Annotated in this window: 11 protein-coding genes and 1 pseudogene; 2 read left to right on the forward strand and 10 right to left on the reverse strand. The window is 71.2% G+C overall.

The genetic code is table 11. The annotated features are described in order from the left end of the window. Positions 1–53: 53 nt before the first annotated feature. From ACSMXR_RS04240 to ACSMXR_RS04260, 5 genes are all read right to left on the reverse strand, one after another. Positions 54–725: a potassium-transporting ATPase subunit C gene (locus tag ACSMXR_RS04240; RefSeq protein ID WP_473171264.1), complete on the reverse strand. Its 672-nt coding sequence runs from the start codon at positions 723–725 to the stop codon at positions 54–56. 6 nt (positions 726–731) lie between these two features. Continuing rightward, positions 732–2,840 (reverse strand): potassium-transporting ATPase subunit KdpB, encoded by a 2,109-nt coding sequence (gene kdpB, locus ACSMXR_RS04245; RefSeq protein ID WP_473171265.1) that lies wholly within the window; start codon positions 2,838–2,840, stop codon positions 732–734. After that, on the reverse strand, positions 2,837–4,501 hold the full coding sequence (gene kdpA, locus ACSMXR_RS04250) for a potassium-transporting ATPase subunit KdpA (RefSeq protein ID WP_473171266.1): 1,665 nt from the start codon (positions 4,499–4,501) through the stop codon (positions 2,837–2,839). Before kdpA ends, kdpB begins: the two co-directional genes overlap by 4 nt. Positions 4,502–4,509: 8 nt before the next feature. Continuing rightward, complete coding sequence (kdpF, locus tag ACSMXR_RS04255; protein WP_032787837.1) at positions 4,510–4,599, reverse strand: K(+)-transporting ATPase subunit F; 90 nt, start codon at positions 4,597–4,599, stop codon at positions 4,510–4,512. Positions 4,600–5,003: 404 nt separating this feature from the next. Further along, complete coding sequence (locus ACSMXR_RS04260) at positions 5,004–6,386, reverse strand: peptidase C39 family protein (RefSeq protein WP_381911607.1); 1,383 nt, start codon at positions 6,384–6,386, stop codon at positions 5,004–5,006. A 197-nt stretch (positions 6,387–6,583) separates the two neighbouring features. On the opposite strand from ACSMXR_RS04260, the gene ACSMXR_RS04265 reads away from it, so the two are divergent. Continuing rightward, the gene (locus ACSMXR_RS04265; RefSeq protein ID WP_364888145.1) at positions 6,584–7,213 is read left to right on the forward strand and encodes a uridine kinase family protein; all 630 of its coding nucleotides are present in this window, start codon (positions 6,584–6,586) and stop codon (positions 7,211–7,213) included. A gap of 359 nt (positions 7,214–7,572) precedes the next feature. After that, positions 7,573–9,477 carry an AAA family ATPase gene (locus ACSMXR_RS04270; RefSeq protein ID WP_473171267.1) on the forward strand — a complete coding sequence of 635 codons (1,905 nt, stop codon included), beginning with the start codon at positions 7,573–7,575 and terminating at the stop codon, positions 9,475–9,477. A 39-nt stretch (positions 9,478–9,516) separates the two neighbouring features. On the opposite strand, the gene ACSMXR_RS04275 is transcribed toward ACSMXR_RS04270, so the two are convergent. The 5 genes and pseudogenes from ACSMXR_RS04275 to ACSMXR_RS04295 form a co-directional block, all read right to left on the reverse strand. Continuing rightward, positions 9,517–10,623 carry a hemolysin family protein gene (locus ACSMXR_RS04275; protein WP_381853199.1) on the reverse strand — a complete coding sequence of 369 codons (1,107 nt, stop codon included), beginning with the start codon at positions 10,621–10,623 and terminating at the stop codon, positions 9,517–9,519. Beyond that, positions 10,620–11,977: pseudogene (locus ACSMXR_RS04280) on the reverse strand (hemolysin family protein). Before ACSMXR_RS04280 ends, ACSMXR_RS04275 begins: the two are co-directional and overlap by 4 nt. Positions 11,978–12,170: 193 nt before the next feature. Further along, entirely contained in the window at positions 12,171–12,641 is a 471-nt protein-coding gene (locus ACSMXR_RS04285; RefSeq protein ID WP_137235365.1) for a PH domain-containing protein, read from the reverse strand. Positions 12,642–12,670: 29 nt separating this feature from the next. Beyond that, a complete protein-coding gene (gene hisG / locus ACSMXR_RS04290; protein ID WP_030080338.1) occupies positions 12,671–13,519 on the reverse strand; it encodes an ATP phosphoribosyltransferase in 849 nt (282 codons plus the stop codon). A gap of 66 nt (positions 13,520–13,585) precedes the next feature. Beyond that, entirely contained in the window at positions 13,586–13,858 is a 273-nt protein-coding gene (locus ACSMXR_RS04295; RefSeq protein WP_003970410.1) for a phosphoribosyl-ATP diphosphatase, read from the reverse strand. Positions 13,859–13,886 lie beyond the last annotated feature (28 nt).

Below are 13,886 nucleotides of genomic sequence, written 5' to 3' on the forward strand. Positions count from 1 at the left end.
CACGGCGGGTCTTCCGCGGGTCCCACCGCCGAGCGCCCTCGGGGCGTGCGCTCTCATCCCCGGGTCAGGCTCCTGAGCGCGGTGTTCAGCTCCAGGACGTTCACCCGGGGCTCACCCATGAAGCCGAGGAGCCGGCCGGTGGTGTGGGCGGCGACCAGGTTCTCGACCTTCTTGACGGCGAGTCCGTTCCTCTCGGCGACCCGGTGGACCTGGAGCTTCGCGTACGCGGGTGAGATGTCCGGGTCCAGGCCGGAGCCGGAGGAGGTGACCGCGTCGGCCGGCACATCGGCGGGCTCGACCTTGTGCGTGGCGGTGGAGTTGTCCTTCACCACGGCCGCCCTGGCGTCCTTCACCCACCGGATCAACTCCTCGTTGTCGCCGGAGCGGTTGGTGGCGCCGGAGAGGAGCAGGGCGTACTGGGTGTTGACGCTGTTGGCGCCCAGGCCGTTGGACGGGCGCGGCTGGAACCACTTCAGGTCCGGGGCGGGCGACTCCTCGCCCTCCTTCATCGGGAGGTCGTACCGCTGGCCGATGAGGGAGGAGCCGACGACCTGCCCGCTCCGGTCCCTGATCTCGGAGCCGTTGGCCTGGTCGCTGAACAGGGTCTGGGCGACACCGGTCACGGCGAGCGGGTAGAGCACCCCGCAGACGAGGGTGAGGACGAGCAGGGCGCGGAGCCCCGCCCCGAGCAGGCGGGCGGTACTGCTGACGGTGTTGTGGGTCATGGCGGATCAGCCGATTCCGGGGATGAGGGTCAGGAGCAGGTCGATGAGCTTGATGCCGATGAACGGGGCGACGAGGCCGCCGAGTCCGTAGAGGCCGAGGTTGCGGCGGAGCATCCGGTCGGCGCTCGCGGGCCGGTAGCGGACACCCTTGAGGGCGAGCGGCACCAGGGCCACGATGATCAGCGCGTTGAAAATGACGGCGGACAGGATCGCGGACTCGGGCGAGGCGAGCCCCATGATGTTCAGCCGGTCCAGCGACGGGTAGGCCACGGCGAACATGGCGGGGATGATCGCGAAGTACTTCGCGACGTCGTTGGCGATGGAGAACGTCGTCAACGCGCCCCGGGTGATGAGGAGTTGCTTGCCGATCTCGACGATCTCGATGAGTTTGGTGGGGTTGGAGTCGAGGTCGACCATGTTCCCGGCCTCCTTGGCGGCCGAGGTGCCGGTGTTCATCGCGACGCCGACGTCGGCCTGGGCCAGGGCGGGGGCGTCGTTGGTGCCGTCGCCGGTCATCGCGACGAGCTTGCCGCCGGCCTGTTCCCGCTTGATGAGGGCCATCTTGTCCTCGGGCGTCGCCTCGGCCAGGAAGTCGTCGACCCCGGCCTCGTCGGCGATCGCCTTCGCGGTCAGCGGGTTGTCGCCCGTGATCATGACCGTACGGATGCCCATCCGGCGCAGTTCGTCGAACCGCTCCCGCATGCCCTCCTTCACCACGTCCTTGAGGTGGATGACGCCGAGGACCCGTGCGCCGCGAGCGTCCTCCACCGCCACCAGCAGCGGCGTGCCACCGGCCTCGGCGATCTGTTCGGTGAGCGCCCGCGCGTCCTCACCGGCGCTCCCGCCCCGCTCCTTCACCCAGGCAGCGACCGCGCCGGCCGCGCCCTTGCGGACCTTCCGCCCGGCCAGGTCGACACCCGACATCCGGGTCTGTGCGGTGAACGCGACCCACGCGGCGTCGGCGAGTTCCCCCCGGTCCCGTTCGCGCAGCCCGTGCGTCTCCTTGGCCAGCACGACGATCGACCGGCCCTCCGGCGTCTCGTCGGCGAGCGAGGAGAGCTGGGCGGCGTCGGCGAGTTCGGCTTCCGTCACACCCTCGACCGGGACGAACGCGGCCGCCTGGCGGTTGCCGAGGGTGATCGTGCCGGTCTTGTCGAGCAGCAGGGTCGATACGTCACCCGCCGCCTCGACCGCGCGGCCCGACATGGCCAGGACGTTGCGCTGGACGAGCCGGTCCATCCCGGCGATGCCGATGGCGGACAGCAGCGCCCCGATCGTGGTGGGGATCAGGCACACCAGCAGGGCCGTGAGCACGATCAGCGAGGTCTGGTCGTCCGCGCCCGCGTAGATCGCGAACGGCTTCAGGGTGACGACGGCCAGCAGGAAGACGATCGTGAGGGAGGCCAGCAGGATGTTCAGGGCGATCTCGTTGGGCGTCCGCTGCCGGGCCGCGCCCTCCACCAGGCCGATCATCCGGTCGATGAAGGTCTCGCCCGGCCGGGTGGTGATCCTGATGACGACGCGGTCGGACAGCACCTTCGTACCGCCGGTGACGGCCGAGCGGTCGCCGCCGGACTCGCGGATGACGGGAGCCGATTCGCCGGTGATCGCGGACTCGTCGACGGAGGCGACGCCCTCGACGACGTCTCCGTCGCCGGGGATGACGTCACCGGCCTCGCAGACCACCAGGTCCCCGATGCGCAGCTCCGTTCCGGCGACCCGTTCCTCGTGCGTGCCGGCGATCCGGCGCGCGACGGTGTCGGTCCTGGCCCGGCGCAGGGTGTCGGCCTGGGCCTTGCCCCGGCCCTCCGCCACGGCCTCCGCCAGATTGGCGAAGAGCGTGGTCAGCCAGAGCCAGCCGGTGATCGCCCAGCCGAACCGGTCGGTCGGGTCCATGAGGGCCAGCACGGTGGTGACCACCGAGCCGACCAGCACGACGAACATCACCGGCGACTTGATCATCACGCGCGGGTCGAGCTTGCGCAGCGCGTCCGGGAGGGACCTCAGGAGCTGCTGGGGGTCGAAGAGTCCGGCGCCGGCACGGTGGGCGGTTCCCCGGCCACCGGTGGGCGGCAGGTCTTCGTGAGGAGCGCGGAGGGGGGTGACGGTGCTCATGAGGCGAGCCCTTCGGCGAGCGGCCCCAGCGCGAGGGCGGGGAAGTAGGTGAGTCCGGTGATGATGAGGATCGTGCCGACGAGCAGCCCCGCGTAGAGCGGCTTGTCGGTGCGCAGCGTGCCCGCGGTCTCGGGTACGGGCTTCTGCTCGGCGAGCGAGCCGGCGAGGGCCAGGACGAACACCATCGGCACGAACCGGCCGAGCAGCATGGCGATGCCGATGGTGGTGTTGAACCACTGGGTGTCGGCATTCAGCCCGGCGAAGGCGGAGCCGTTGTTGTTGGCTCCGGAGGTGTAGGCGTACAGGATCTCGGAGAAGCCGTGCGCGCCGGAGTTGGTCATCGAGTCGCCCGGGGTGGGCAGGGCCATCGCGACGGCGGTGAAGCCGAGGACGAGGGCCGGGGTGATGAGGAGGTAGCAGGCGGCGAAGGTGATCTGGCGGGTGCCGATCTTCTTGCCGAGGTACTCCGGGGTGCGTCCGACCATCAGCCCGGCGATGAACACCGCGATGACCGCCATGATCAGCATGCCGTAGAGGCCGGAGCCGACGCCGCCGGGGGCGATCTCGCCGAGCTGCATGCCGAGCATCGTGATGCCGCCGCCGAAGCCGGTGTACGAGGAGTGGAACGAGTTCACCGCGCCGGTCGAGGTCAGCGTCGTGGCGACCGCGAAGAGGGACGAGCCGGCGATCCCGAAGCGGGTCTCCTTGCCCTCCATGGCCCCGCCCGCGATCTCGAACGCCGGACCCCGGTGGGCGAACTCGGTCCACATCATCAGGGCCGTGAAGCCGATCCAGATGACGGCCATCGCGCCGAGGATCGCGTACCCCTGCTTCAGCGAACCGACCATCCGGCCGAAGGTCCGCGTCAGCGCGAACGGGATCAGCAGGATGAGGAAGATCTCGAAGAGGTTGGAGAGGGGGTTCGGGTTCTCGAAGGGGTGGGCGGAGTTGGCGTTGAAGTAGCCGCCGCCGTTGGTGCCCAGCTCCTTGATGGCCTCCTGGGAGGCGACCGCGCCGCCGTTCCATTCCTGGGTGCCGCCCATGAACTGTCCGACCTGGTGGATGCCGGAGAAGTTCTGGATCACCCCGCAGACGACCAGGACGATCGCGCCGATCACCGAGACCGGGATCAGGATGCGGACGGTGCCGCGCACGAGGTCGGCCCAGAAGTTGCCGAGTTCGCCGGTACGGGACCGGGCGAAGCCGCGTACGAGTGCCACCGCGACGGCCATGCCGACGGCGGCGGACAGGAAGTTCTGCACCGCGAGGCCGCCGGTCTGCACGACGTGGCCCATGGCCTGTTCGCCGTAGTAGGACTGCCAGTTGGTGTTGGCGACGAAGGACGCGGCGGTGTTGAACGCCTGGTCCGGGTCGATGGAGGAGAAGCCGAGCGAACCGGGCAGCGAGCCCTGTACCCGTTGCATCAGATACAGGAAAAGAACGCTCACCGCCGAGAAGGCGAGCACACCGCGCAGATAGGCGGGCCAGCGCATTTCGGCGGCCGGATCGGCGCCGATGACTTTGTATATCCACTTCTCCGGCGTGTAGTGCTTCTCGGAGGAGTAGACCCTGGCCATGTAATCGCCCAGCGGGCGATAGGCGAGCCCAAGAGCGGCTATCAGGGCGAGCAGCTGGAGCACACCAGCGATCTGGGAACTCATTGCGGCACTCAGAACCTCTCCGGGAAAAGGAGAGCCAGTACGAGATACCCGATCAGGGAGACGGCCACGACGAGTCCGACGACATTCTCGGCGGTCACAGCTTGGTCACCCCCCGGGCGATGAGAGCCACCAGCGCGAATACCGCGACCGTGGTGACGACGAAGGCCAGATCGGCCATCGCGAGCTCCTGATTGACGTGGGGAAGGGAAGTCGGCCCAGTGGCCGAGAAAAGGAAACCTCGGCTTCATCCCCCGGGTAAGCCGTTTTGACGGGCTCCATACGACGACCGGGATTCCTTGACGCCGGTCTGACGCGGACGGCCGCGCCCCACCACGAAGCGCTTCGCGGGTTTCCACGGAAAGTGACATCCACCGGTCCCGGATGCGTTCCGGACGCGGCGGTCACGGAGCCCGGAACGCGCGTTGCCCGGGACGCCGAAGCGTCCCGGGCAACATTCCCGCTTCCTCACGGGCGCACGGAGCTCAAGCGGCTCCGCGCCCGCTCACAGCAGACCGAGCGACCGCAGGACCCGCTGCTGGGAGGGTGTCGGCCGGGCCGGCCAGTAGACGTAGCACACCCCGCCCGTGCCGCTTCTGACCTGGCCGTTCGCGTCGTAGCGCTTGGTGCGGAGCCAGATGTTCTCCCATTCGCGCCGGCGGTAGACCCGGCGTACCGCGTCGTTGTCGGGCGAGGCCGGGTCATTGGCGATGACATCGCCCTCGGGGGTGAAGCCGATGACCGTCATCAGATGGCCCGACGTGCCGTATCCGGCGCCGGTCAGCTCCTCCTTCAGGAAGGACTGGGAGGTGATGACCGGGATTCCGGCGCGGATCAGCCGCTCCACGTCGGTGAGCGAGCCGAGCCGGGTGACGGCGGCGTTCATGTCGCGGTACGTGGCCGCGTAGGCGGCGTTGAACGGCCAGTTGCCGCAGCCCCCGTACTGGTAGTCGTAGGTGTTGCGGGCGGCGTGGCAGACCTGGGGGTCGGGCAGGCCGGGCTTGACCCAGGCGAGGTCCTCCGCGGTGGGCTTCCGGCCCCAGTACTCGATGATCATCTGCGAGGAGGTGGGGCTGCACCACGCCTCGCCGCCGTTGTCGTACTCGGGGTACTGCCCGATGTGGATGTTCTGCGAGTAGCGCGGCACGGGCAGTTCGCGGGCGAGCGCGGGTGCGCTCGCGGGCACGGTGAAGCGGTCGGGCACGTCGGAGGCCATCGCGCCGACCCGCCAGACGGTCGGGGTGAGGCGGCTGCCCGGGGCGCGGTACAGCGTCAGCCGCAGCCGGTAGGAGACCAGGCGTACACCGCTCGCCGGGTCGTCCACCGAGAGGGTGTCCGTCCACACGGAGCTGTGCGGGTCGCCCTGGTCGTCGACGGACGTACGGCGGATGTCGCCGTCGCCCGCCGCCCAGCGGCCCATCACGAACCAGGGGGTGGCGGTGCCGTCCGCGTAGGCGCCGCTCAGCTCGACCTGGATCCAGGTGCCGGCCGGGGTACGGGCGTTCCAGGAGGCGATCACCTCGGTGGCGGGGACGGCGGAGCGGTGCACGGAGGAGGTCCAGGTGGCGTAGTCCCAGGCGGCCGTCGTACCGGTGTGCGGGTCGGTGTAGTCGGTGCGGCCGGCCGGGGTGGCGATCACCAGGCCGGGGCGGGCGCCGGGAAGCACCCGGGTGCCGTCGCCCGTACCGCAGCGCCAGTCGGTGTAGGTGTGCCAGAAGCGGTTGTCCACGAGGGCTTTCGGGGCGGCGGCGGAGCCGGCGGGCGAGGGCGGGGCGGTGGACGAGGACGCGGCGGCCGTCGCGGGCGTGGCGGAGGCCACCGTCCCGGCGCCTGCCGCCGCCGCGAGCGCGGCGGTCAGAACGGTTCTGCGCGAAGTCGGACTGGTCATGGTCGTGACCCCCGGTCGGATGCGGAAGGTGGTCTGCGGGTGCCGTTCGGTGCGCCAACTATCCCGGTTCCGGGCCGGATCGGGCCAGCGGTTCGGCAACCGCCACCGGACCAACATGGGTCTGGACCACTGGCGTGACCTGCGGTGGTTCGCGGCGCACCCCGGGGCGGCTCCGTGCCGGAACGTACCCTGGAGCCATGGACGACCTGGCCCGCCACGCCGATGACCTGCGCTCACTGCCCCCTTCCTGCGGACCGGTCCGGCTGGTGGCGGTCGACGGGCACGCCGGTTCGGGCAAGAGCACCTTCGCGGCCCGCCTCGCGGCGGCGCTGGGCGGTGCGCCGGTCCTCCATCTGGACGATCTCGCCACGCACGAGGAGCTGTTCGGCTGGACGGGGCGGCTGCTGGAACAGGTGGTCCTGCCGCTCTCGCGCGGCGAGAGCGCCCGCTATGCCCCGTACGACTGGACGGAGCGCCGCTTCGACCCGGCGCGGACCCTGGAGCCGGCCCCGGTGGTGCTGGTGGAGGGGGTCGGCGCGGGACGCCGGGAGGTGCGGCCGTGGCTGGCGGCGCTGTGCTGGATGGAGCTGGGGCGGGAGACGTCCTGGCAGCGGGGCCGGCGCCGGGACGGCGACGGGCTCACCGGGTTCTGGGACGGATGGACGCTCGCCGAGGAACGGCATTTCGCCGAAGACCCGTCACGTCCGTACGCCGACACGCTGGTACGCCAGGTGCCGGAGGGGTACGTGTGGCTGCCGGGGCCCCGCGCGACAGCGGGAGAGAGCCGTATCGTCACCCACGGTAGCCAGGAGATCCCGCCATACTGAGCAGTCGGAAATCAGCTCAGAAGAGCCTCAACTCCGCTTGACCGGCGGGCCTTACTGGTCTTACGTTCTCGTTGTGCGGCTTTTCGGAGCCCCCGCAGACGCGAAGCCCCCGGTTGTTCCCCCGTGATCGGGGGCTTCGCTCTGCGCTCCCCGCACCGCTCCGGCGACTACGCAGAGCGATGCACTCACCCTCGGTGACCACCCCTGAGGGTCGGCCGGAGAGCGGCCCCACCCCCGGTGCGCGGGTACGATGCAGCTCGGTGTGGTCAATTCCCTTCCTCCACGCCGTGATTCAGCACGCTCCGGTGGGCATGCTGTGCGGGCGGGACATCCTGGGGGCACGGTTTGTGGGGGACCTGATGGACATCGGCACACAGGGCGCTGGAGCCCCTGCCGACCTCGCCTGGCTGCGTGGCATGGACGCCTACACGATGGGCGCCTACCCGCAGGCCGAGGAGGAGTTCAGAGCCGCGGTGCGGTTCGATCCCGGCATGGCGGACGGCTGGCTCGGCCTCCACGCGCTGCGCATCGACACCACCACGGCCCTGTTACGCATGTACCGGCACCGCGACCGCTTCGGCGAACAGCGCGCACGCCACCGACGTACGCTCAACTCCTGGTACTGGCTGGGCTGGTGGGTGCAGCCGGTGCTGGAGAGCCCGCGCGACCTGCTGCTGGCGCACGCCTCGCACTGGCTGGACGGACGCCATGTGCCGGAGCTGGACCGGGCGTTGGCCGGGCTGCCGCCGGTGGACGCGGATCCGCAGGTGCGGTTCCTGCACGCCTGCCGCTCGTATCTGGTCAAGGACTGGGAGCAGTTGGTGCGCTGCACCGAGCAGCTCGTCGACGATCCGATGCTGGGCATCGAGGCGGGGCTGTTCGGCGGGATGGCGCGGGTGCGGCTGGAGATGTTCGGGCAGGCGGAGCCGCTGCTGTCGGCCGCGCTGATGCGCTGTCGCAGCGAGCAGCCGCAGCGCAAGGAGCTGCGCTACTGGCTGGCGCGGGCCCACGAGGGCACCGGGCGCAGTGCGGCCGCCCTGCCGCTGTACCGGGCGGTGCACCGGGTCGACCCGGCCTTCATGGACACCTCCGCCCGGCTCGCCGCGCTCGTGGAGGGCGACGGGTACGACGAGTCGGCGGATCTGGCCGCGGTGACCCTGACCGGCTTCGGTGCGGGGGCCCCGGGGGCGGAGGCGCAGCCGGAGGGCGACGCGCTGCTCGGCACCGATCTGGTGGACGGGCGCGAGTCCTGGCCGGTGGGCGAGGCGGGGCTGCTCGGCGACGAGCCGGCGCCCGGTCCGGCCGTGCCCGTCGAGGGCACCCGGCGCACCAGGACCCGCAAGGCGCCGCCCTTCCCGGCCGGGCCCAGCGATCCCGCCCTGCTGGCCGAGGCACTGGCGCAGCTGGAGCGCATGGTCGGTCTCGAACCGGTGAAGCGTCAGGTCAAGGCGCTCTCGGCGCAGTTGAACATGGCCCGGCGGCGGGCCGAGCAGGGCCTGCCCGTCCAGCCGCCGAAGCGCCACTTCGTCTTCTCCGGCCCCTCCGGCACCGGCAAGACCACGGTGGCGCGCATCCTGGGCCGGGTGTTCTACGCCCTCGGGCTGCTCGGCGGCGACCACCTGGTCGAGGCCCAACGGTCCGATCTGGTGGGCGAGTTCCTGGGTCAGACGGCGGTCAAGGCCAATGAGCTGATCGACTCGGCGCTCGGCGGGGTGCTGTTCGTCGACGAGGCGTACAGCCTGGCCAACTCCGGTTACAGCAAGGGCGACGCGTACGGCGACGAGGCGCTTCAGGTGCTCCTCAAACGGGCCGAGGACAACCGGGACCATCTCGTCGTCATCCTCGCGGGCTACCCGGAGGGCATGGACCGGCTGCTCGCCACCAACCCGGGTCTCTCCTCCCGCTTCACCAGCCGGGTCGACTTCCCCAGCTACCGGCCGCTCGAACTCACCGCGATCGGGAGCGTCCTGGCCGCCGAGAACGACGATGTGTGGGACGAGGAGGCGGTGGACGAGCTGCGTTCCATCAGCGGCCATGTGGTGGACCAGGGCTGGATCGACGAGCTGGGCAACGGCCGCTTCCTGCGGACGCTGTACGAGAAGAGCTGCGCCTACCGTGATCTGCGGCTCTCCGGCTATCCGGGCGAGCTGACCCGCGAGGACCTGTCGACGCTGCGGCTCCCGGACCTGATGCAGGCCTACGGCGAGGTGCTGTCGGGGCGCGGTCCGGTGGGCCGGGGCAAGCAGGAGCCGGGCGCGGTGTGACACCGTGCCGGGAGCGTCGGCTCCCGGCACGGTGTCGCGTCAGTGCACGAGGGCCCCGGGCGTCGGGAGCCCCGGCGTCCTGGCCACGTCCACCGTGCGGCGGGGCACCGACACCGACCGGTGGGCCGGGTCGCGCACCTCCCCCACCAGCGTCTCCAGGACGTCCTCCATGGCGACCAGACCGAGGACCCGGCCCGATCCGTCCGCGACCTGCGCCAGGTGCGTCGCGGCGCGGCGCATCACGGTCAGGGCGTCGTCGAGCGGGAGTTCGGCCCGTACGGTCGCCATCGGGCGCCAGATCTGCTGCGGGACCGCCCGGTCGGCGTCCTCCAGCTCCAGGACGTCCTTGACGTGCAGATAGCCCATGAAGGGGCCGCCGCCCTCCGCGCAGACCGGGAAGCGGGAGAAGCCGGTGCGTACCGTCAGCTCCTCGATCCGGCGCGGGGTCACCGACGGGTCGACCGTGACCAGTGAGGCCCGCTCCAGCAGGACGTCGGCGACGGGCCTGCTGCCCAGTTCGAGGGCGTCCTCCAGTCGTTCGGCGGCCTCCGGTCCGAGGAGACCGGCCTGTCCGGAGTCCTCCACGAGCCGGTTGAGCTGCTCGCTGGTGAAGACGGCCTCCACCTCGTCCTTCGGCTCCACGCCGAACAGCCGCAGCACCAGACCGGCGCAGGCGCCGAGCGCGGTGGTGACCGGGCGGCAGAGCCGGGCGAAGGCGACCAGGCCGGGGCTGAGCCAGAGCGCGGTCCGCTCGGGCGCCGCCATCGCGAGGTTCTTCGGGACCATCTCGCCGATGACCAGGTGCAGGACGACCACGGACAGCAGCGCGAGGGCGAAGCCGAGGGGGTGGACGAGACCGTCGGGGACGTGCGCCGCGTGGAAGACCGGCTCCAGGAGATGGGCGACGGTCGGCTCGGCGACGGCCCCGAGGGTGAGGGAGCAGACGGTGATGCCGAACTGGGCGGCGGCCATCATCTGCGGCAGGTTCTCCAGGCCGTGCAGGACCGTGCGGGCCCGGCCCGACCCCTGGGCGGCCAGCGGTTCGATCTGGCTGCGGCGGACGGAGACGAGGGCGAACTCGGCGCCGACGAAGAAGCCGTTCGCCAGCACGAGGAGGGCGGCGAGGAGGAGTGGGAACATGCTCATCGCGCGGCCTCCAGCAGGCCGGGTGCGGCCGTCTCCGGCAGCGGGCCGGACGTCCGGGTGAAGCGGACCCGTTCGGCGCGGTTGTGGCCGACCTGGCGGACGGAGATCCGCCAGCCGGGAGTTCGGCCCGGTCGCCGGGGGCGGGGATGCGGCCCAGGAGTTCCGCGACGAGCCCGGCGACGGTCTCGTACGGTCCGTCGGGGACGTCCAGGCCGCTGCGGCGCAGGGTGTGGACCCGGCAGCTGCCCTCGGCGTCCCACACCGGGCGGCCGTCCTCGCCGGTGGCGGTGGTCAGCTCGGGGCGGTCGGAGCCCTCGGCGTCGTGCTCGTCGCGGACCTCGCCGACGAGCTCCTCGATGATGTCCTCCAGGGTGACGACGCCGGCGGTGCCGCCGTACTCGTCGACGACCACGGCTATGGGCTGTTCGTGGCGCAGCCGCCGCAGCAGGTGTTCCACCGGCAGCGTGCCGGGCACCAGGAGCGGCGGGACGGCGATCCGGCCGGCCGGGGTGCGCAGGCGCTCGTGGGCGGGGACGGCGAGGGCGTCCTTGAGGTGGACCATGCCGATGACCTCGTCGATGCGGTCCCGGTAGACCGGGAAGCGGGAGAGGCCGGTGGCGCGGGTGAGGTTGAGGACGTCCTCGGCGGTCGCGGAGGAGTGCAGGGCGCTGACCTTCACCCGGGGGGTCATGACGTGCTGGGCGGTGAGGCCGGCCAGCGAGAGGGTCCGGACGAAGAGGTCGGCGGTGTCCTGTTCCAGGGCCCCGGCCTCGGCGGAGTGCCGGGCCAGGGAGACCAGTTCGCCCGGGGTGCGGGCGGAGGCCAGTTCGTCGGTGGGCTCGACGCCCAGGAGGCGCACCAGCCGGTTGGCCAGGGCGTTGAGGAGGGTGATCACCGGTCGCAGGAGCGCGGCGAAGCGGGCCTGCGGTCCGGCGACGAAGCGGGCCACCTGGAGCGGCCGGGAGACCGCCCAGTTCTTGGGCACGAGTTCGCCGACGATCATCTGGACGGCGGAGGCCAGCAGCATGCCGATGACGACGGCGGCCCCGGACACGGCCCCCGCGGGCAGTCCGGTGGCGGTGAGGGGTCCGGCGAGCAGCTGGGCCAGGGCCGGTTCGGCGAGCATGCCCACCACCAGGGAGGTGATGGTGATGCCGAGCTGGGTGCCGGAGAGCTGGAAGGAGAGTTCGCGCAGGGCTTCGACGACGGTACGGGCCCGTCGGTCGCCCTCGGCGGCGGCGCGTTCGGCGTCGGGCCGGTCCACGGTGACGAGCCCGAATTCGGCTGCCACGAAGAACCCGTTGGCGAGGATGAGGAGGAAGGCCGCCGCGAGGAGCAGCAGGGGGGTGGTCATGAGGCCGCCGCCTCCGGGGAAGGGGCGGCGCAGGTATTACCGGACGATCCGTCCATTGCTGGAGGGAGTCACTCCTTGGGTCGCAGGAAGAACCCCGCGGGCCCGGGATGGGGCCGTGGTACGGGCGGGGCGGGGCGCACGGGGCGCCGCCGCCCACCAGAGTAGACAAGAAGGCCCCGGGTCGGGCAGGGGCTCAGCCGCTGCCGGGGGTGTCGTCGCTCCCGACGCCGCGCGACTCGGCGAGGTCGCGCAGGGCGCGGGCGTCACGGATGGCCTGCTGCTTGGCCAGGCCGGGCTGGATGCCGAGGGCGGGCAGGCTGGTGCCGTCGCTGAGGTCGAGGAAGACCCAGGGGTCGCCGGAGCGCAGGTTGACGCGGAGGATCTCCTCCCACGCCAGCCTGCGGGACCGGGTGAGGTTGACGACGGTGACCCCGGAGTCGTCGGCGGTGACCCGGGGCCTGCTGAGCAGGGCCAGGACGCCGAAGAAGAGTGCCGCGACGAAGATGAAGCTGACCCGCTCCCCCGGGTTGAGCCGCTCCAGCATCAGGGCGATGACCGTGATGACGAGGAACATCGCCAGGCCCACGCTCAGCAGGACCACCCGGGTGAGGATGGGCCGGAAGGTGACCGGCAGGGTGGGGAGTTCGGGCCTGGGCGCGGACATCGGGGTCTTCTCTCGGGAGGTGCGGGCCGTCAGAGGCGGCAGGCGTGGATGGCCGTGGTGAGGATGGCGCGGGCGCCGAGCTCGTACAGGTCGTCCATGATCCGCTGGGCCTCCTTGGCGGCGACCATGGAGCGGACGGCGACCCAGCCCTCGTGGTGCAGCGGGGAGATGGTGGGCGACTCCAGGCCCGGGGTGAGGGCGACGGCGCGCTCCAGGTGCTCGACGCGGCAGTCGTAGTCCATCATCACGTAGGACCGGGCGACCAGGACGCCCTGGAGGCGGCGGAGGAACTGCTGCACCTTGGGGTCGTCGGCGGGGGCGCCGTTGCGCCGGATGACGACGGCCTCGGAGGTCATGATCGGCTCGCCGATCACCTCAAGACCGGCGTTGCGCAGGCTGGTGCCGGTCTCCACCACGTCGGCGATGATCTGGGCGACGCCCAGCTCGATGGCGGTCTCGACCGCGCCGTCGAGGTGAACGACGGAGGCCTTGACGCCCGCCTTGTCGAGGTGGTTGGCGACGATGCCCTCGTAGGAGGTGGCGATCGTCATGCCGTCGAAGTCCTGCGGGCCCGCCGCGGTGCCGGGCTTGGTGGCGTAGCGGAAGGTGGAGCGGGCGAAGCCGAGCTGGAGGATCTCCTCGGAGTCGGCGCCGGAGTCCAGCAGCAGGTCGCGGCCGGTGATGCCGATGTCGAGCTTGCCGGAGCTGACGTAGATCGCGATGTCGCGCGGGCGGAGGTAGAAGAACTCCACCTCGTTCTCCGGGTCGACCAGGACCAGCTCCTTGGACTCCTTGCGCTGCTGGTAGCCGGCCTCATGGAGCATCGCCATCGCAGGTCCGGAGAGTGAACCCTTGTTGGGAACGGCGATGCGCAGCATGAGGTCGGCTTCCTTCGTGCGGAGGGGAGAGATGAGGAGACGGGGCGTGCGGAGCTCGGGACCGGCTCAGAGATGGGCGTAGACGTCGTCGAGCGAGATCCCGCGCGCGACCATCATCACCTGGACGTGGTACAGCAGCTGGGAGATCTCCTCGGCGGCGGCTTCCTTGCCCTCGTACTCGGCGGCCATCCAGACCTCGGCGGCCTCCTCGACGACCTTCTTGCCGATGGCATGGACGCCCTTGTCCACCAGTTCGGCGGTGCGGGAGGTCGCGGGGTCGCCTTCGGCGGCCTTGAGCTGGAGCTCGGTGAAGAGCTCTTCAAAGGTCTTGTTCGCCATGATGGTCCTCAGAATACGGGGTCGCCGG

Source organism: Streptomyces sp. DSM 106670 (assembly GCF_055792845.1).